Here is a 19,443-nt window from a genome sequence, read left to right as displayed (position 1 = left end):
AACTTGACGTGTTTTATTTAAAATTCTATAAATATTCAACCTGAGGTGAAAAACATAAAGTAAAAAGATTTAGAAGGAGATAAATTCATCCATACACAAAAAAATAAGAAAAAATTGTTTTTAAATTTTTAAAAATCAAATAGAAGTAGTAAATATGACGGATAAAACACAATATCAATGCATACCATCCTACCTTTTTTATTGGCCATGATTGTGGCTATTGTGCTGCTCAACATGTGGGCTACAAAATTAAAAATTGCTTATCCTGTTTTACTCGTTGTATTCGGACTGCTTGTTAGTTTTGTCCCAGGTCTTCCGGTGGTAAAGATCAATCCGGATCTTATCTTTTTTATCTTTTTGCCTCCTCTTTTGTTTGAGGCTGCATGGTCAATTTCCTTTAAAGAAATGAAAAGATGGTGGCGTATTATCGGAAGCTTTGCTTTTTTAGTGGTCTTTTTTACAGCGCTGGCAGTAGCGGTGACAGCGAATTATTTTATTCCCGGATTTACACTTGCTCTCGGGTTTTTGCTGGGAGGCATTGTGTCTCCACCGGATGCTGTGAGTACAGGAGCCATTATGAAATTTGTAAAAATACCATCCACTACATCTGCGATTCTGGAAGGAGAAAGTCTGTTGAATGACGCTTCCTCTCTTATTATATTCCGGTTTGCTCTGATTGCTGTAGGAACCGGACAGTTCGTATGGCAGGAAGCTTCTCTGGATTTTTTATGGATGGTAATCGGAGGTGCAGGAATTGGGTTAGTACTGGCATGGATTTTTGTACAGGCTCACAAGCGGCTTCCTACAGAAGCTTCTTCTGATATTGCCCTGACCCTTATTGAACCGTATCTGATGTATTGGGTCGCAGAGCAGTTTCACTGTTCCGGAGTTTTAGCTGTAGTTTGTGGTGGGTTGTATATGTCTGGAAAACGAATGATATTTCTAAACAGTACCAGCCGTATCATGGGGTATAGCGTATGGGAAAGCTTCGTATTTATTCTGAATGGCATCGTATTCTTAATAATAGGGCTCGAGCTTCCTGAAATTGTCGGAGGGCTGCGGTCAGAGGGAATTCCTTTGAGAATTGCTATCCAATATGGAGTGTTGGTGACCGGTATTCTGATTGCTGCCAGAATCATAAGTTCTTATGCCGCCATGCTGGCTACATTGATTTTCCGGCCAAGTGTCGCTCCCCGTGCTTCTTCCGCAAGAAGACGTCTCCTGATGCCTTTGATGCTTGGATGGACAGGAATGAGAGGCGTTGTCTCACTGGCCGCTGCCCTGGCCATTCCGATTACCCTTGAAAACGGACTCCCTTTTCCCAACAGAAACCTTATCCTGTTCATTACTTTCGTGGTAATCTTGCTTACCTTACTCGTACAGGGACTTACTTTGCCTTACTTTATAAAATATGGACATGTATTTGATGATTTCACAGATGAAGAAAAAGATAAAAAGACACGGGAAGAAATAAAATATAAACTAAAGCAGCATGTCTACCATTTTCTTAAAACCAAGCATGAAACTGAACTGAACAGCCATGCAGGATTGGAAAGAATGCTGAAACAATGGGAAGAAAAAATACAGACCAATAATACCGAATGGATGAATGAAAAGACCAAAGATATCTTTTTTGAAATGCTGGAAAGCCAGAGACAGTTTCTTTCAGAACTGAATAAAGATATTTCCGTTAATGAAGAAATTATCCGCCATCAGCTGTACCAGCTCGACCTTGAGGAAGAACGGCTGAGGATGATTTAATCTATAATTAGTTACATGGTTTGATCTTTTATAGCAAGAACCTTATTTTCTAATTCCGTAATATTATTTTTTAGTTCTGAAAATATATCTTTAAAATTATAATTTTCAAAACTGGTTGAATCAAAATCTTCAGGAAATATACCTGATGCATACTGCCATATCTCTATAATTTCTCCCAAAGGGATATCATAAGGCTTATAAAATGCATTGTCAGAAACCACTGTGATTGATTTTTTCTTTTTAGTCTTCAATCTCTTGTAAGAAATACCATCATTCAAAGTCACAAAAACATAACTTTTATTCGGTTTCAGGTCATCAATATTTTCAACATATTTCCCGATAATATAGGAACCATCTTTAAAAGGAGGCATTGAGTCTCCCTGAGCCGGAAAAGCTCTATATTTTCCGTTGGTTAAAAAAGGAAGTGAAATCCTTTGCAGACTTTCAATATATTCCGGATCACTATAACCTGATAAATATCCCATTGATGCTTTCTGCGGAACGATTTCGATACTGTTATTTCCCAATTGATCTACAACAACGGGTAAGACAATTCGATTGTCAGGAAGTTTTAAAATATCTTCCAACGGGTACTTTCTGATGTCAACAGATACAAGAAGGTCAATACTGAGATTGAAAAACTTGGAAATTTTGATTAATATTTCGATAGGTGGCTCGGATCTGCCATCTTCATAAGATACGTATCTGGAACGGGTAAGTTTCAAAGTATCCGCTAACTCTTGTTGAGTTTTTTCTTTCTTACCTCTTAAAAAGCGTATGTTATCTGAAAAAATTGACATTGTTACAAATTGTAACAACAAAAATACAAATTTTGTTTAAAAACGTAACTAAATTTGTAACGTGAATCGTGCAATTGTACATATGGACCTTGATACATTTTTCGTATCCTGCGAGAGGCGTAATAACTCGCAGCTTCAGGGTATTCCTCTCATCATAGGAGGTGGAGACCGTGGAGTCGTGGCATCGTGTTCCTATGAAGCAAGAAAGTTTGGGGTTCGTTCAGCCATGCCAATTCGTATGGCACTTAGGCTTTGCCCTGATGCAAAAGTTATTAAAGGCGATCATGAAATGTATTCCAATTTATCACATACTGTAACCGAAATTATTCAGGAAAAAGTTCCGCTGATGGAGAAAGCAAGTATTGATGAATTTTATCTGGATTTATCAGGAATGGATAAGTTTTTTGGCTGCTACCAATGGACCAAAGAAATTGCTGAGGCAATTACCAAAGAAACAGGACTTCCGATCAGTTTTGCGCTGTCAACCAATAAGACCGTTTCAAAAATTGGTACCGGAGAAGCAAAGCCTGTTGGAAGGCTGGAAATCAGAGAAATGGAAGTGAAGCCATTTTTAAACCCTTTATCCATTAAAAAAATTCCAATGGTGGGTGATAAGACCTTTCAGTTATTATCAAGAATCGGAATCCGGACGATTCATACCTTATCTGAAATGCCGGTACTGGTTCTGCAGCAGATGATCGGCGTTAACGGAAAGGAACTCTGGAAAAAGGCCAACGGAATTGATGAAAATCCTGTTGTTCCCTATTCCGAAAGAAAGTCTGTCTCAACTGAAAGAACTTTTACCAATGATACTATGGATATTATCGAGTTAAAACGGATGATATCGGGAATGGCAGAGCAGCTGGCCTATCAGTTGAGACAGGAAAAATGGCTGACATCTACAGTGGTGGTAAAAATAAGATATGCCAATTTCGATACCGAGACCAGGCAGTGTAAAGTGTCTTATACCTCTGCTGATCATACTTTATCCAGGGTAGCATTAGACCTTTTTAATAAAGCCTATACAAGGAGAATGAGGCTTCGTTTGGTAGGGCTGAGATTTACAGGATTAGTACACGGAAACCATCAGATGAATCTATTTGAAGACACCGAGGAACAAATGAGTTTATATCAGACAATGGATGATATCAAAAACCGCTTTGGGTCTGATGCGGTAGGGCGTGCCTCCGGTTTTGACTTCGGAAAATAATTTTAAATCTTTCAACATGTTTATTAATTGTCATTCTTTTCACAGCCTTCGTTATGGAACATTATCCATACAGGAATTAGCAGAACAAGCCAAGGCTTTAGGGATCAAAGAGCTGGTGCTTACTGATATCAATACCGTGACGGGAATTTATGATTTTAAAAAAACATGTGAAGAGCTGGGAATAAAACCTATTCCCGGTGTTGAGGTCAGAAACGGGGGGAAACTTCTTTATGTAGGCATAGCCAGAAAATTCTCAGGAATTGGTGAGATCAACAAAATGATTACAGATCATAATTGTAATGGTAAAGAACTGACTGAAATTGCCCCTGAATTCAAAGATGTATTTATTGTTTATCCCATGAGTAATATTCCTCGGGAATTGAAAGACAATGAATTTATAGGAGTAAGAATAGAAGAATTAAATTTTCTGATACGTCCCGAATATGAAAAATACATCGCTAAAATGGTTGTTTTTCATCCTGTTACCTTTAGTTCTGATGAAAAATACGAATTGCATAAAATTCTGCGGGCTATTGACCACAACACCTTATTGTCTAAGCTGACCAAAAGAGAAGTTTGCCGCAGATCTGAGTATTTTATTTCCGAACAGGAGATGATAAAGGCATTTGAAAGATATCCCCGGATTATTGAAAATACGAAAAGCCTCCTCGAACAATGTAAATTTGAATTTGATTTTGGAAAAGTAAAGAATAAGCAACACTATAAAAAATCTAAAGAGTCTGATGTAAAACTTCTCAGAAGATTAGCCTATTTAGGATTGAAAAAACGGTACGGAAAAGATCATGAGACGGCAAAAGAAAGAGTTGAAAAAGAGCTGAAAGTTATTGATGAACTGAACTTCTGCGCCCATTTTCTGATCACCTGGGATATTATCCGCTACAGCAACAGTATGGGGTTTATGCATGTTGGCAGGGGAAGCGGCGCGAATTCCATTGTAAGCTACTGCCTTGGAATTACAGACATTTGCCCTCTGGAACTTGACCTTTATTTTGAAAGATTCCTCAATCTTAACCGCCAGGTACCACCCGATTTCGATATCGACTGGAGCTGGCAGAACAGAGATGCTATATTGGAGTATATCTTCAACAGGTATGGAAAAGACCATGTCGCCTTTTGCGGAACTAATGTTGAATTCAAATACAAATCAATTTTCAGGGAAGTTGGAAAGGTATTTGGTCTGCCCAAGGAAGAGTTGGATGATCTGGCAGGTAAATCAATGGAAGTTCATGACCGGAATTCAGTAGTGGAACAGGTGCAGAAATATGGTAAGTTATTGGAAAAGTTTCCTAATCAAAGAAGTATGCACGCCTGTGGAATCCTTATTTCGGAAGAGCCCATTACCCATTACACAGCATTAGAAATGCCCCCCAAAGGTTTTCCGATTGCCCAGTTTGATATGAACGTGGCAGAAGATATAAAAATGGAAAAACTGGATATTCTCTCACAACGTGGGCTGGGTACTATTAAAGACACGGTAGACCTTGTAAAAAAAACAAGAGGAATTGATATTAATATCTGGGATACAACGATTTCCAAAGATGAACAGAAAGCTAACGAATATTTGGCAATAGGAAGAACTATCGGATGCTTCTATATTGAATCTCCGGCCATGAGAGGACTCTTAAGAAGATTAAAATGTGATAATTACAGAATATTGGTTGCCGCGTCCTCTATTATCAGACCTGGAGTAGCACAAAGCGGTATGATGCGGGAGTATATATTCAGACATAATCATCCTGAGCAGTTTGAATATTTTCATCCCATATTTGAAGAGCACTTAAAAGAAACTTATGGCATTATGGTCTATCAGGAAGATGTGCTGAAGATTGCCCAGTATTTTGGAGGGCTGTCTCTTGCAGACGGTGATATTTTACGTAGGGCAATGAGCGGAAAAGGAAGATCAATCAAAAAGCTTCAGGAGGTAAAAGCTAATTTTTTTGAAAAATGTAGAGAAAAGGGGCATTCGGAAATACTTACTGCTGAAGCTTACAGACAGATTGAGTCTTTTGCCGGATATTCTTTCTGCAAAGCTCACTCCGCTTCCTATGCCGTGGAAAGTTACCAAAGTCTTTATCTGAAAGTATATTATCCGTTGGAGTTTATGGTTTCTGTGATTAACAATCAAGGTGGATTTTACCGCACCGAAGTCTATATCCATGAAGCAAAAATGTCAGGTGGAAATGTTCAGGTTCCTTGTGTGAATACCAGTGAATATAAGACAACGCTTAAAGGAACAGATATTTACCTGGGGCTGATGCTTTTGGAAGGGCTCGAAACAAGAGTAGCACATGGTATTGTTGAAGAACGCGAAAAAAATGGAGCATACAAATCGCTGGAAGATTTTATCAGACGAATTCCCATTGGTATTGAAACAATACAGATTCTTATTTTTATTGGCGCGTTCAGATTCACAGGTAAACCTAAAAATGAACTGTTGGTGGAAGCCCGATTACTATTGGTCAATTTTAAACCAGAACAGAGAGGGCTTATGCTGATTGAAGAACCCGTTCAGGAGTTTAAACTTCCGAAGTTAAAAAGAGAACAGTTTGAAGATGCTTTCGACGAAATCGAACTGATTGGTTTTCCGGTTTCATGCAGCCCTTTTGATTTACTGCAAACACGATACAGAGGATCTGTTTTCGTAAAAGATTTACTGCAGTATCATAAAAAACAGGTAAAAATGCTCGCCTATCTTATCTCAAGGAAGCATGTTCCAACCAAAAAAGGAACGATGTATTTCGGAACCTGGACTGATGCAAATGGAGATTACTTTGATACAGCCCATTTTCCGGATAGCCTGAAAAATTATGACTTTCAGGGTGGCGGCTGCTATTTATTACTGGGAACAGTAGAAGTAGATTTTCATTTTCCGACTGTAACGATTCATAAGATGGCCAAAATGCCAATGATCCCAGACCCCAGATACGCTTATGATAAAGAAAAACAATATGATATCCACAGACAGATTAAGGAAGATGTAAGTATGACTTTTCGAAAACCTTATCCACAGGCACATGAGATTGGGCTGCCAAGACATAGAATAGTTAAATAGTTTCTCTTATATTAACTTTAAATTTTCATTGACATTATTTTTAATTCAAAAATTCTGTTTATTTTTCCCTTTTATTATTTCTTATTGAATGGAAAATAAAATACCTGAAATCAATAATTTCATACATAAACTTGAACTGGAAGACTTTTCCGGATATGAATTTGTAGATTACTGGGACGCAGATACTACAGCTTTAGGACTGAAGAAGGGGAATGTTCTCATTTATATTTCAGCATACGACTATTTTAAGACCAATGGCTATGATGTCATTATTGAGGAGTCTGAAACAGGAACAATATTGAGATCGGAGTATGGGAGATCATATAATGAACTTCTTAATGACATTCAATCTTTTCTGAAATAATCTTTTCCATCCAAAAGCATAAATTCTTTAAAAATTTCTTACGAAATAAGGTTCAGTTTTATGGTAAAATAATAAAATTCCGTATTTTGATAATGTAAAATAATGCCATATTTTACTTGTTATCAATGTTTTAAGTGTTTGTGTCTTAAGCGGGGCTATTGTGTGGGACGTGCTTTTACATTTATCTTTGACCAAGAAATGTACTCGTTTTAAAACCACAAATTAAATGAAAAATCTAAGTATTTTGATGAAGGGAATTCTGGTTCCCTTATGCTTTACCATAAGCTATTCAAAAGCTCAAGTAGGTATTAATACTTCAAGCCCTCAAACTATTTTCCATGTGGAAGGGGCCAAAGATAATCCCTCATCCGGAGCTCCATCCTCTACCCAAATTTCCAATGATGTTGCCATCACTTCTACCGGAGAAATCGGAATCGGAACTTTAACACCGGCCACCAGAATCGATACGCGCTCAGCCACCAATACTGATAATGCAATCGGAATAGGAGAAACCAGTCAGACAGCATCAGCTGCAGGCGGAGGTGCTGTACGGTATAATCCGCTGAATGGTGGAAAGATGCAGTATTCGGATGGTATTGTATGGCAGGATCTTATTTCTTCCCCAACAAAGGCAGTAGTGGTAGCCAACCTTCAGGCAGCGAACTTTGCTGTTAAAATTCCCTATCAGACTGCTACAGGTATTACAGGCTGGACAGAAGTTTCCGACCCGACAGGAAACTTTACTCCCGGAACAGGTATTTTTACAGCGCCCAGAACAGGAGTATATCTTATTTCTTTTACGTATGACTTTGTAAGAATTCCTATTGTTTCAGGCTATTTTTCAGAAGCAAGATATGTTGTAAACGGAAGCAGTACGGTAAAAAAATGCGTGAAATCTTACTCCAATATCTCAAAACAGGCACAGGTGGCAGGATCTTGCGTTGCAGGCGTTCAGCTCAATAAGGGAGACACGCTTCAGCCGTATATCTATCAGTCTGTCTATAATGGCAACCTGAGTCTGAGAACCGATACTTCTTCTGCAAGCAATGAATATGGCTTTGTAAATCTTTCTATTCTGGAACAATAACACATTGAATATGATAAAAAAATTAGGACTGGCCCTGGTCATTTGCAGCAGCATAGTGATGAAGGCTCAGATAGGAATCAATATGTCTTCTCCGGAAGGAACGGTACACATTGACGGACAGAAAAATACAAATACTTCAATACCTTCCAGTTATTATGATGACGTAGTCATTACTTCTTCCGGAAATGTAGGAGTAGGAAAAAAAACTCCCAAAACAAGACTGGATCTGAGATCAGGGGAACGCCTGAATGCTATTGGAATCGGAGGAACTTCACAATCTGCATCTGCAGCAAAGGCAGGAGCGATGAGGTATAATTCCGGAACTCAGGATCTGAGCTATTCCAACGGAACAGCTTGGGTAGCACTGGCTCATAAGGCTCCCAATGATTTTGTGGATGCCGAAAATGCTTCCATACAAAGTTTCAGCAATGGAGTACAGACTGCCGTTACGGGCTGGACTAAAAAAACAGATGTGAACAGCAGTTTCAATGCCGGTACAGGAACTTTTACAGCTTCAAAAGCTGGGGTATATATTGTATCCTTTACCTTTTCACTGGCTTCCGGAAGTATTGCAGACGATTCAAGATATGAAACCTTGATCCAGACCAATTCCACCTCTTCCGCAACCGGTAAAGTTTTCAAATGTGTAGGAAGTTATCCCGGAAACAATACCATTGGAAACCGCGTCGCAGGAAACTGCTCAGGTATTTTCAACCTGAACCAGGGTGATAATATTACCGTAAGCCTGAATCAGAAACTGGGAAGTTCAAAAACCCTGGATACCGATTCTACGCTTACCTCTTTAAGTATTTTCGGATTATAAAAACATACATGATGAAAAAAAATTGTTTACTGATTTTAATGACGTTAAGCTTCCAGTGTGCATTTTCACAAATTGGAATCAATACCCCAAATCCGCAGGGCATTTTGCATATTGACGGACAAAAAGATAATCCTGCTTCAGGGTCTGTATTTACTCCAGCCCAGCAGAGTAATGATATCCTTGTGAACAGTGCAGGGAAAATAGGAGTTGGAACTTTGGTTCCAGCCGTAAAAGTGGATGCCAGAAATTCCGGAAACGGAGCCATTGGTTTTGGAACATCTGCCCTTACAGCTGCAGCCGCAGATGAGGGTGCCGTACGGTATAACAACGGTGTGGAATATTCCAATGGAAATGAATGGCTTCCTTTGCTCACAGCACAGCCTGCCAGTAATAAAGTAATCGTTATTGCAGCCAAAACGACAAATAATGTAAAACTGGCAACTCCTGCTGCTCCCACTATAACTGCGGGTTTACAGAACAGAGCGAGCAATTATCTTGTAGACTGGAGTAAAACTTTTGAAAGCAATTCCGGGACGAGCTTTAATGCTGCGACAGGTATTTTTACAGCTCCCAGAAATGGAATTTATGTAGCCACTTTCACTACAGATCTGGCTCCGCTGGCCATTAATTATACAACAGATCCTTTAAATCCTATTCAGATAGAAGCCATCTGGCAGCTTTATGATAACACGGCCGGACTGGCTGTCACCAATATTATCAACACCGTAAAATGTGCCAATACCATGTCCTCAAACAGCGTAGGAAATATTGATGCAGGAAGTAACTGTACTGCTTCATTCTACATGACAGCAGGGCAGAGGCTGATGCCTTACATCTGGTTTAATTTAAATAATTCAAACCTCGCTAATTTTTCGCTCAACAATACGGGTGGCTATAATAATCTTACCATAGCAGAACAGTAATCAGGAGATTTCATCAAGGGTTTTGATAAAAGCAGACGGGTGAAGTCCCGTAATCTTTTTGAACTCAAGAGAAAAAGCACTGTGGGAGGAATATCCCGTAATTTCTGCAAGGTGATTGATCTTATACTTTCTGTATTGAGGTTCATTTTTCAACTGGTTAATAATATAATTGATCCTCAGATGATTAATGTATTGGTTGAAATTGAATTTCTTATGTTTCTTAATAACCGTTGAAAGATATTTTGTGTTGATATTCAATGTGTTGGCAAGATTGTAACGCGAAATGTTTTTGTTGTTAAACTCAAGGTTTTCTTCAAATATTTTTAATCCCTGTAATATGTTTTCCTCTACTTCCGGCGAAATTTTTATTTCTGTTGGAGTAGAGGTATTTTTTGCCTGAATATCCTCAGAAATTTCCTGTGGATCTTCCTCATAAATAACGGGTGAAATGCCTTCTCTGTAAATTCTGGAAACAGCTTCTTTATGTTTTTTACGGAGACGGAGGGTCTTGAAAATCACAGCTCCTAAAATAATTATCAAAGCAAGACACGCAATAATAAGCCCTTTTGAGACAGAATGGCTTTCATTGAGCTGCTGATTAAAACTTTCTTCTTTTTTAGAAAGTGTTTTGTTGACGGCCATGGCCTTATTGTAAGCAATACTGTCTTTTAATTTAAGATTTTCAATTTTATATTTTTTGGTATTGGTATCGTCGTGAAGCTGGGCATAGGCTTCTTCAAGATTTTTAGTTACCTCAATCTTTTTTTCATTGAATCCATACCGATCTACAATGGCCAGCGATTTCTGATAATAAAGCACCGCACTGTCCGGTTTATTCTGTTTTGAAAAAGAAAATCCGATATCATTCAGGATGTTTGCCCGAAGATAATAATTGTTTTCCCCTACCAGCGAAAGGGCTTTTACAAAATAAGGTTTGGCCTCCCTGAATTTTTTTACCTCAGATAAATTATATCCCATATTGGTATAAGCGGAAATCAACAGTTCATTTCTTCTGCTGACATTTTTAAGCTTCTGAAATTCCTGGATGGCACTTTTGGAATAATACGCTTTCTCTTTATACTGTTCCTTGTTAAGAAGGATCAAAAAAGAATTATAGATCATTCCTTTCAGCTCATGTCCTTCCTCGGTATTATTATTTTTTACTTCAGCGAGTGCATTTCGGAGGCTGGCAGAAGACTCTTTAAGAAGACCGAGCTTTGCGTACTGGGTTCCCTGCATTCTGTATGCGAGCGCCTTTCCGATGCTGTAATCGCTTTGTATAGCTATTGTAAGCGCCTTATCTGCAAAATCAAGACTTTTCTCAGCATCAGATCTCAGATAGCTGTTGAAAGACTTTAAATAATAAGCTTTTGCTAAAAATTCCGGGAGATTTCTTTTCCATGCAGAATCTATAATCTTATTCAGAACAATTTCTGAGCTGTCCGGATTTTTGGACGATAGTATACGGGCATACTTATATTGTCCCTCAAAATCAAATTCCTGAGCGAATGTAAAAATTGAAATAATCAGGAAGAAAAAGAGAATAATTTTTTTCTTCATTGTGTGTGTTTTTTATTTTTTCTGGTACTTCCAGTTGCGGCCTTTACCTTCGGCTATCCATTCCAAAGACTGTTCCAATCTTTTATTTCTGGTAGCTTCTGTTTTGGCTTCTGTAAGCCATGCAATATACTCTTTTCTGAAAGATGGTGAAGCTTTTTCAAAAATTTCTTTTGCTTTCGGCTGAGTATCCAGAGCAGATTGAAAATAATCAGGAATTTCCATTTCTATCCTGGATGGGGGTGCTTTTTTCATCGTTACGCCCATATCTGTAAGCTCCATGGCTTCTTTAATTGCTCTTTTCAGCTGAGGTTGGGATGGAAGATCTTCAAGACGGGTTATTTTTCCCAAACTGAACATTGAACTTTTTTCAGTATTTGTTTCTATTTCCTTTAAAGTTTTCATTTCCTGATGCAGCCAGAATCCCAGGCTGCAATACTGCTTGAAAGCGGTGATGGAACATAAAATCTTCCCTTTATACATGAAAGTGGGAAACTTCCATTTGATGGCTTCTTCCGCATCAGGGCAGGCTTCATGAATGATTTCACGAAGATAATTTAAGATAGGTTTTGCAAAATCAGGAGATTTTTCAATGTATTCATCAACTTTTACGCTATGTTTTTCCATACTGTTTATCGGAATAGTTCTACAATTTCATTCACAAGGAATTTTACCTGGTCAGGTCTTCCTCTGTCATTCTTAGGATTACTGGAATAGCTCCCGGTTTTTACAATAACCATATTATGCTCCGGAACCATGATAATATATTGTCCCTGTAATCCCAGGAAATAATAATGTTTGATGGGGTTGTCATGATTAATCCAAAGTCCCATTCCATAAATGTTTTGAGACTTTTCAGTAGGAGTTCTCATCTCTTCAATGAAGTCTGCATTGAGAATCTGATGATCTCCCGCTTTCCCATCATCCAGAAAAAGCTGTCCAAGTTTGGCAAAATCTCTTGCATTGGAATGAATACAGCAATAGGCTTTTTCCATACCGTGATCATCTGTACTCCACTTGGCATTCTGTTCCATTCCCAGAGGAATCCAGAATTTTTCGGATAAATAGGTGGCCAGTGATTGATTCAACGCTTTTCGGAGTGCAAAACCAAGAAGCTGTGTCGAGCCGCTTTGATACTCAAATCTGACTCCGGGTTCTTCTTTAAATCTCCGGGAAAATACAGCTTTTACAAGGCTTTTTCCATAATAGGCTTTAGCATTGGGCAGAAAAGGATTGTTGTAATCTTCATTCCAGTCCAGTCCGGCTTCCATTTGGGCCAAATTCTTAAGGGTAACCTGATTTCCAAAGGGTTTGTTTTTAAATTCGGGATAAAAATCTGAGAACTTTTCATCTAGAGTTGGAATAATTCCTTCTTCCAGTGCCTTTCCCAGAAGCATCACCGTCACTGCTTTTGCCATAGAAAAAGAATTGGTTTGTGATAGCTGGTTGTAGCCTTCCCAGTATTGTTCATGAAGAATTTTTCCATTCCTTATCACTACCAAAGCTGCTGTTCGGGAGTGTTTTAAGTTTTCAACTAAATGTTTAGGTAATTCTGTTTTATTGTAGTCCGGATCTTCCTCCCAGAGTTTGGGTTCTTCTGTTGCAACAGGATTGCTCGGGAAAAGATTTCCATCATCAATATGGGCGCTTGATTTTCCTTTCAGATAGGTTTTGGAAATGCCATTGAATAAATAATCATATCCCAGAAAATAAGCTGCTGCCGCACCGGCTACAGCCCCGCCTATCATATATTTTAGTATTCTCATTTTTTATGAATGGGTCTTTAACAAATTTAAAATAATTTGGTTATAAAATTTAAAATGAATCAGCAAATAAGTTATTTTTGTTCTTATTGATGAAAACTATGACCAGAAAAATTTTTGTATTGGGGTACTTCCTGTTTTCAATCCTGGGAACAGCCCAGATGTATAAACCGATAGATACTGCAGATTATATACAGAGAAAAGCATTTTTAAAGAGTTTTGAAGGGAATAATGAAGCAACTGTAAAGAGATTAAAGTCCCAATATTCCGGGAAAACAGGCTCTGAATTATCCAAAATTTATAAAGAATTCGGAACTGATTTCGAAAAGCAGGTGAAGAATAAGGATTTTATTTTTAAATCTGAATTTGAAACCAGCATACAGTCTATGATTCAACGTCTTAAAAAGAATAATCCCACAATTCCTCACGATCTGAAAATTCTGATTGCCAAAGACAACACTCCCAATGCCTATTGCCTTGCTGACGGAACTTTTGTCATCAATATGGGGCTTTACAGCTGGCTGAATAATGAGGAACAGATTGCTGCAGTGATTTCCCATGAACTTGGACATAAAATAGAGGAACACTCTCTGAAGACTTTTTTGAAAATTATAGAACAGGATAAACAGGACAAACTGGTGGTTGAGAATATCAAATCCACTACGACAAGCAGAAGCCAGAGCCAGAACCAGAAGGCTTTCGATATTTTTAAAAACAGAGTCTACAAGAAAAGCGTGGAAAGAAGACAAAATGAAATACAGGCAGATTCTTTAGGGTATGTTATTTTTAAAAACAGTGATTTCAGGAAAACAGAATTCGTCAATGCTCTTCAGAGGTTACAGGATTTTGATACGATCTCTCCCCGGGAATTAAAGGTGGAAACCTATAAAAAACTGTTTAATCTTCCCAGGCAGGCATTCAATGAGAAATGGATGAAAAAGGAAGATTTTTCCCTGTACAATTATAACTTTTATAAAGAAAAGCTGAACAAAGATTCTCTGGCATCGCATCCTGAAGTTTCCAGAAGAATAGAAGCGCTTAAAAGGACTTTTACAGAGCTTGGTACTTCTGTGAGTCCGGAAAAACCTTCAGATCTTTTTTTAACATTAAGAAAAACTGCAAGGATGGAGATTTTACCCAATTATTTCCATTCGGAAGATTACGGACTGGGAATCTATGCTGCCATGCAGTTTCTGCAGGATGAAGAGGAAGAAAAATATTATAAAAGCTGGCTGGGAAGATGTTTCTCTAAAATATATGAGGCGAGAAAAAATTATAATCTGAACCGGTATCTGGATAGAATAGAACCTAAAAATCAAAGTGAAAGCTACCAGCAGTTTCTGAACTTTATGTGGAACTTAAGCCTTGATGAAATAAAGAATATAGCAGACTTTTATCAGACGAATGAGACGCTGGCAAAAGCAAACTGATTTTAATTATAATGATTGAAATATCAAGATAGGAACGGGCTATTGTCCTGAGCTTAGTGGAAGGGAACCCGTTTTTGAAATAATAAAAATCCCGCTGGCTTAGGTCAAAACATGAAGAAAGAACCCTGATGTTTCGTCAGGGTTCTTATTATTTTAGTAATTTAATTTCTCCAAACGGATTTTATTGAATTTCTCTTTCTCGTTATACTCCCGGAGCAGGATATAACCTTCTTTTCCTACATACGGCGTAACGGCATAATTGTCCTTTTCAGAGATCGGAATAATCTCCTGTTTGAATTTTCCATCAATAATGGTATTGATAAACAGATTCCATCTTTTCTGTTTGGTGACTTCATCTTTTTGATAGTCACGATAGAAAAACACCACATCTTTTCCTCCGTTAAGGTACTGTGAAAACAGATAATCGCTGTTCACCCATTTTGATTTTTCCTTTTCAAAAACCTGAACATTTTTCACTTTAAAATCCTTATCCGTGTAGATGTACACAAGATCAGTCGTCTTTGGTGCGTTATACTGACCGGCCGGCTTATACTTTTCTGATAAAATACCCACACTTCCATCATTCATAAAGTACATGTCTTTAGTCTGAAGCATGTATCCGCTTTCTACCATACCATTTTTATTGAGCTTCGGGAGAAAAGCAGAGATGTTGGGCTCATAATTAATTGTTTTCGTATCTACAGAGAAATCGGATTTGTTGAGGAGCATTCTCGCAAACCCTACTGATTCTGAGTTATCATAGTTTCTTCCCAGCAAAACTACTTTATCATCAAAGGTTTTATCATTATCAAGCTTTCTGTAATTGGAGTAGAAAGATTCAATATTGTCTATGGTATCATCAGATAATCCGGTAATGGGTTTGCTGGATTTCTCTTTTCCGGTTTTCATATCAAGAACCATGAGGCTGAATGTTTTCTGCTTGTCATTCACTTTTTTCATAATGCAGTACATATTGTTCTCATCCCTTTCCAGAACAGAAAGGGTAGTGTACAGTTTTTTGCTGCCGTCTGTGTTGTATTGATACCTCCAGATTTCCTTTTTGTTTTCATCAAACCTCATGAGGCTGTTGCTGTTTTCATACTTGCCGTAATCTTTGTATTCAACAGCAAAATAACCGCCTTCTTTCAGTTCTCCTACCGCAGAAACGTAGTTATAGCCTTTCTCTTTTTTCTCATCACGGTTTTCCTTACGCTGTTCTTTCCAGCTCTTCGGTTCGTTGATCTCTTTGAAAGTACCGTTTTCCAGATAGTCGTAATATATTTTCCGGGTAATGGAGTTGGTTTTCGGATCTATTACCATAGAAACCGGAGTAAATACTTCTTTACTTTTCACAAGAGAATAATCCATCATGGAAGGCTTTAAGATAATCTGGCCTTTAAAATCAACATATCCCAGATAAGAGGCTGCCGTGATATCTCCTTCAAACTCCTTATTGGCAACAGGGTTGAGGTTTTTATCAAGAATTACATACTCAAATTTCTTGGTCTTGTCACCGGATTTACCATAAGAATAGAGAGAAACGTAACCGTACAAATTATCTTTATCATCGAATAGCGCATTCATTCCTACGTGATCGCCTGCAGCTAATGTTGTAAGGTCCTGAGTTTGGGAAAAAACAAATGTCTGGATCAGGCCAAACATCATTAGAGTTATTTTTTTCATGGTTAGAATTTGAGGTATAAAAGTAATAAATTAACCCATATGTTGCGAAAAATAAAAAAGCCCTGAAACCAGGGCTTTGTAACTATAATTGAGAAAGTAAATTTCTGAAGTTCGTTTTTTCATCAATGATTCTTCTCAACTCTGAAACAGGAACTCTTTCCTGCTGCATTGTATCTCTGTCTCTGATGGTTACAGTGTGATCTGTAAGAGAATCGTGATCCACAGTGATACAGTATGGAGTACCAATCGCATCCTGTCTTCTGTAACGTTTTCCGATAGCGTCTTTCTCTTCGTAGAACAGGTTGAAATCATATTTCAGATCATTGAAGATCTTTTCTGCATATTCTGCTAAGCCATCTTTCTTCATCAATGGAAGAATAGCTGCTTTAATGGGTGCCAATGCCGGAGGTAACGATAAAACCGTTCTTTCTGAACCGTCTTCCAACACTTCGTCTCTTAAACAATGAGAGAATATGGAAAGGAATAATCTGTCTAAACCTACTGAAGTTTCCACTACATAAGGAACATAGTTTTCGTTTCTCTCAGGATCAAAGAACTGAAGTTTTCTTCCTGAGAATTCTTCATGCGCTTTTAAGTCGAAATCCGTTCTTGAGTGAATACCTTCCAGCTCTTTAAATCCGAATGGGAAGTTAAACTCAATATCAGCCGCCGCATTCGCATAGTGAGCAAGCTTTTCGTGATCGTGGAATCTGTAGTTCTCATCTCCCAAGCCTAAAGCTCTGTGCCAGTTCAGACGTTTCTGCTTCCACTGTTCGTAGAATTCAAGTTCTGTTCCCGGAGCTACGAAAAACTGCATTTCCATCTGTTCGAATTCACGCATTCTGAAAATGAACTGTCTCGCAACAATCTCATTTCTGAATGCTTTACCGATTTGTGCAATACCGAAAGGAAGCTTGTGACGTGAAGTTTTCTGTACGTTTAAGAAGTTAACGAAAATACCCTGAGCCGTTTCAGGTCTCAGATAAAGATCCATAGCACTGTCAGCAGAAGCACCAAGCTTTGTACCGAACATCAGGTTGAACTGTCTTACTTCCGTCCAGTTTTTAGAACCTGTATCAGGATCTGCAATTTCAAGCTCCTCAATTAAAGCTTTTACATCAGCAAGGTCTTCATTTTCAAGAGATTTTGCCAGTCTTGAAAGAATAGCCTCTCTTTTTGCTCTGTATTCAATAATTTTTGGATTGGTAGCAACAAACTGATCTTTATCGAAAGCCTCACCGAATCTTTTCGCTGCCTTTTCGATTTCCTTATTCTCTTTATCTTCAATTTTAGCACAATAATCTTCCACCAAAACGTCTGCTCTGAAACGTTTCTTGGAATCTTTATTATCAATCAATGGATCGTTGAAAGCGTCTACGTGGCCCGATGCCTTCCAGGTTGTTGGATGCATAAGGATCGCCGAATCAATGCCGACAATATTTTCGTTAAGCTGTACCATAGCTTTCCACCAATATTGTTTGATATTATTTTTTAGTTCGGCACCGTTCTGTCCATAATCATAAACAGCGGATAAACCATCATAGATCTCACTCGATGGGAAAATAAAACCATATTCTTTAGCGTGAGAAATCACTTTCTTGAAAACATCTTCTTGCTTTGCCATAATTTTTTTACGTCTGAAATGCAAAAATAGCAATTTGGATCCAAAATCATGAGATTCAATAAAAAAAGCAGTTAATAAACAGACAAATATTGACAATTTAATTTTTAAGGAGCCGGGAACCCGCTCTCCGTTGCAATTCCTCGCTCGGCGGCTCTGCTTCGCGCCGCCGCCTCACTGCGGGATTTTCTCTCAGATCGGGGCTATTGATAAAGGAATGTCTAAAACCTGTTAGGTTTACAAAGATGGCAGCATATAATATCAATCGAAAAATCTTTACTTTTGCCGGATGTTAGAAATTCTTTATCGTGACGAGCATCTTATTGCCATCAACAAACCCAGCGGATTACTGGTTCATAAATCTTTTTATGCCGGAGAAGCTGATACATATGCTATTCAGGAGTTGAAGAAACAGATCGGGCAAAAAGTGTATCCCGTACATCGGTTAGACCGGAAAACTTCGGGGGTTCTGCTTTTTACTCTGGATAAAGATACTCTTAGAATCATGAGCGAGCAGTTTGCATCACGCGATGTGGAGAAGAAATATCTGGCCATTCTTCGGGGTTGGACAAAAGAAGAAGAAACGATTGATTATGATTTAGTTAATGAAAATGAAGTTAAACAAAACGCCGTTACAAACTATCGTCGGTTGCAGACTTCGGAAATAGATTTACCTTTTTTAAAACATCAGACTTCGAGATATTCTTTGGTAGAAGCCATTCCTGAAACGGGAAGATTTCATCAGCTGAGAAAACATTTTAAACATATTCTCCATCCGATCCTGGGCTGTCGCAAACATGGCTGTAACAAACAAAATAAATTGTGGCTTCAAACATTTGACATCAACAAAATGACGCTTCATGCCCATCAGTTGATTTTTAACCATCCTGTTTCTAATGAGAGAATTACAATAAATGCCACTATAGATGAAGAGTTCAAAAGAGTAGGAGATATCCTGAAATTCGATCTGAGTGCGTACTCTTCATTAAAACCTTAAGATTTTAAATATCCTTGTCAAGGTTTTAAACCTTGACAAGGATGGTGAAGGTATTTCTCTGTTTCTATTGTTTTAACGCAATGCTCGCAAAGTTATTGATAAATAGCTTTTATTTCCGATCGGGAGTGCACTTCGTTCAGCAAAGACTGATAATGTGTACTTCGCTTAGTGAAACGCCCTTGCGAACCAAATGTTTTCATGATTGTCCTATTTCTTTGCAATCGTAGCGTTTAAAAAAATTATCTTACCAATATGTATATGTTATAGATGCTATATATGAGATATTTCGATAAAATATCATACATCAATCCAACATTAATTTTAAAATGAGTAATTTTGTAAAACTTTTTT

The 19,443-nt window shown here is 38.0% G+C and carries 15 protein-coding genes; 9 read left to right on the top strand and 6 right to left on the bottom strand.

All coding sequences use genetic code 11. From position 1 onward, the window contains the following. The first annotated feature begins 177 nt into the window (after positions 1–177). Positions 178–1,761 carry a Na+/H+ antiporter gene (locus tag FFS26_RS04970; RefSeq protein ID WP_110008333.1) on the top strand — a complete coding sequence of 528 codons (1,584 nt, stop codon included), beginning with the start codon at positions 178–180 and terminating at the stop codon, positions 1,759–1,761. An 11-nt stretch (positions 1,762–1,772) separates the two neighbouring features. On the opposite strand, the gene FFS26_RS04965 is transcribed toward FFS26_RS04970, so the two are convergent. After that, positions 1,773–2,561 (bottom strand): LexA family transcriptional regulator, encoded by a 789-nt coding sequence (locus FFS26_RS04965; protein ID WP_110008334.1) that lies wholly within the window; start codon positions 2,559–2,561, stop codon positions 1,773–1,775. A 61-nt stretch (positions 2,562–2,622) separates the two neighbouring features. Here FFS26_RS04965 and dinB point away from each other — a divergent pair, with 61 nt between their 5' ends. From dinB to FFS26_RS04935, 6 genes are all read left to right on the top strand, one after another. Further along, a complete protein-coding gene (gene dinB, locus FFS26_RS04960; RefSeq protein WP_110008335.1) occupies positions 2,623–3,771 on the top strand; it encodes a DNA polymerase IV in 1,149 nt (382 codons plus the stop codon). Positions 3,772–3,787: 16 nt separating this feature from the next. Continuing rightward, the gene (locus FFS26_RS04955; RefSeq protein WP_110008336.1) at positions 3,788–6,844 is read left to right on the top strand and encodes a DNA polymerase III subunit alpha; all 3,057 of its coding nucleotides are present in this window, start codon (positions 3,788–3,790) and stop codon (positions 6,842–6,844) included. Positions 6,845–6,932: 88 nt separating this feature from the next. Beyond that, positions 6,933–7,208 (top strand): hypothetical protein, encoded by a 276-nt coding sequence (locus FFS26_RS04950; protein ID WP_110008337.1) that lies wholly within the window; start codon positions 6,933–6,935, stop codon positions 7,206–7,208. Positions 7,209–7,434: 226 nt separating this feature from the next. Next, positions 7,435–8,295, top strand: coding sequence for a hypothetical protein (locus FFS26_RS04945; protein WP_137904441.1), 861 nt, complete (start codon positions 7,435–7,437; stop codon positions 8,293–8,295). Between the two features lie 10 nt (positions 8,296–8,305). After that, a complete protein-coding gene (locus FFS26_RS04940) occupies positions 8,306–9,118 on the top strand; it encodes a hypothetical protein (RefSeq protein ID WP_110008339.1) in 813 nt (270 codons plus the stop codon). Positions 9,119–9,126: 8 nt separating this feature from the next. After that, positions 9,127–10,041 carry a hypothetical protein gene (locus tag FFS26_RS04935; protein ID WP_110008340.1) on the top strand — a complete coding sequence of 305 codons (915 nt, stop codon included), beginning with the start codon at positions 9,127–9,129 and terminating at the stop codon, positions 10,039–10,041. Here the strand turns inward: FFS26_RS04935 and FFS26_RS04930 are convergent, their stop codons facing one another. Genes FFS26_RS04930 through FFS26_RS04920 form a run of 3 tightly spaced genes read right to left on the bottom strand, consistent with a single transcriptional unit; the run spans position 10,042 to position 13,364 of the window. Then, positions 10,042–11,601, bottom strand: a complete 1,560-nt coding sequence (locus tag FFS26_RS04930) for a helix-turn-helix domain-containing protein (protein WP_137904440.1) — start codon at positions 11,599–11,601, stop codon at positions 10,042–10,044. Positions 11,602–11,613: 12 nt separating this feature from the next. After that, the gene (locus FFS26_RS04925; protein WP_137904439.1) at positions 11,614–12,225 is read right to left on the bottom strand and encodes a YdeI/OmpD-associated family protein; all 612 of its coding nucleotides are present in this window, start codon (positions 12,223–12,225) and stop codon (positions 11,614–11,616) included. A 5-nt stretch (positions 12,226–12,230) separates the two neighbouring features. Beyond that, positions 12,231–13,364 (bottom strand): serine hydrolase domain-containing protein, encoded by a 1,134-nt coding sequence (locus tag FFS26_RS04920; RefSeq protein ID WP_110008343.1) that lies wholly within the window; start codon positions 13,362–13,364, stop codon positions 12,231–12,233. Positions 13,365–13,462: 98 nt separating this feature from the next. On the opposite strand from FFS26_RS04920, the gene FFS26_RS04915 reads away from it, so the two are divergent. Continuing rightward, on the top strand, positions 13,463–14,791 hold the full coding sequence (locus FFS26_RS04915; RefSeq protein WP_228406424.1) for a M48 family metalloprotease: 1,329 nt from the start codon (positions 13,463–13,465) through the stop codon (positions 14,789–14,791). Positions 14,792–14,944: 153 nt separating this feature from the next. Here the strand turns inward: FFS26_RS04915 and FFS26_RS04910 are convergent, their stop codons facing one another. Next, entirely contained in the window at positions 14,945–16,474 is a 1,530-nt protein-coding gene (locus FFS26_RS04910) for a hypothetical protein (protein WP_137904438.1), read from the bottom strand. Between the two features lie 82 nt (positions 16,475–16,556). Further along, entirely contained in the window at positions 16,557–18,098 is a 1,542-nt protein-coding gene (locus tag FFS26_RS04905; RefSeq protein ID WP_137904437.1) for a glycine--tRNA ligase, read from the bottom strand. A 286-nt stretch (positions 18,099–18,384) separates the two neighbouring features. Here FFS26_RS04905 and FFS26_RS04900 point away from each other — a divergent pair, with 286 nt between their 5' ends. Then, positions 18,385–19,092 (top strand): pseudouridine synthase, encoded by a 708-nt coding sequence (locus tag FFS26_RS04900; RefSeq protein ID WP_110008347.1) that lies wholly within the window; start codon positions 18,385–18,387, stop codon positions 19,090–19,092. Positions 19,093–19,443 lie beyond the last annotated feature (351 nt).

Source organism: Chryseobacterium sp. 2VB (assembly GCF_005503635.1).
In the GTDB taxonomy this organism is placed as follows: Bacteria; Bacteroidota; Bacteroidia; order Flavobacteriales; family Weeksellaceae; genus Chryseobacterium; species Chryseobacterium cupriresistens.
The sequence above is the reverse complement of the archived record's forward strand: the minus strand, read 5'-3'. Positions and strand labels throughout refer to the sequence as shown.

Bases quoted from the DNA above. Each gene is read 5' to 3' on its own strand.
- FFS26_RS04970 (WP_110008333.1), top strand. From the start codon at position 178: ATGCATACCATCCTACCTTTTTTATTGGCCATGATTGTGGCTATTGTG.
- FFS26_RS04965 (WP_110008334.1), bottom strand. From the start codon at position 2,561: ATGTCAATTTTTTCAGATAACATACGCTTTTTAAGAGGTAAGAAAGAA.
- FFS26_RS04955 (WP_110008336.1), top strand. From the start codon at position 3,788: ATGTTTATTAATTGTCATTCTTTTCACAGCCTTCGTTATGGAACATTA.
- FFS26_RS04950 (WP_110008337.1), top strand. From the start codon at position 6,933: ATGGAAAATAAAATACCTGAAATCAATAATTTCATACATAAACTTGAA.
- FFS26_RS04945 (WP_137904441.1), top strand. From the start codon at position 7,435: ATGAAAAATCTAAGTATTTTGATGAAGGGAATTCTGGTTCCCTTATGC.
- FFS26_RS04940 (WP_110008339.1), top strand. From the start codon at position 8,306: ATGATAAAAAAATTAGGACTGGCCCTGGTCATTTGCAGCAGCATAGTG.
- FFS26_RS04935 (WP_110008340.1), top strand. From the start codon at position 9,127: ATGATGAAAAAAAATTGTTTACTGATTTTAATGACGTTAAGCTTCCAG.
- FFS26_RS04930 (WP_137904440.1), bottom strand. From the start codon at position 11,601: ATGAAGAAAAAAATTATTCTCTTTTTCTTCCTGATTATTTCAATTTTT.
- FFS26_RS04925 (WP_137904439.1), bottom strand. From the start codon at position 12,225: ATGGAAAAACATAGCGTAAAAGTTGATGAATACATTGAAAAATCTCCT.
- FFS26_RS04920 (WP_110008343.1), bottom strand. From the start codon at position 13,364: ATGAGAATACTAAAATATATGATAGGCGGGGCTGTAGCCGGTGCGGCA.
- FFS26_RS04915 (WP_228406424.1), top strand. From the start codon at position 13,463: ATGACCAGAAAAATTTTTGTATTGGGGTACTTCCTGTTTTCAATCCTG.
- FFS26_RS04910 (WP_137904438.1), bottom strand. From the start codon at position 16,474: ATGAAAAAAATAACTCTAATGATGTTTGGCCTGATCCAGACATTTGTT.
- FFS26_RS04905 (WP_137904437.1), bottom strand. From the start codon at position 18,098: ATGGCAAAGCAAGAAGATGTTTTCAAGAAAGTGATTTCTCACGCTAAA.
- FFS26_RS04900 (WP_110008347.1), top strand. From the start codon at position 18,385: ATGTTAGAAATTCTTTATCGTGACGAGCATCTTATTGCCATCAACAAA.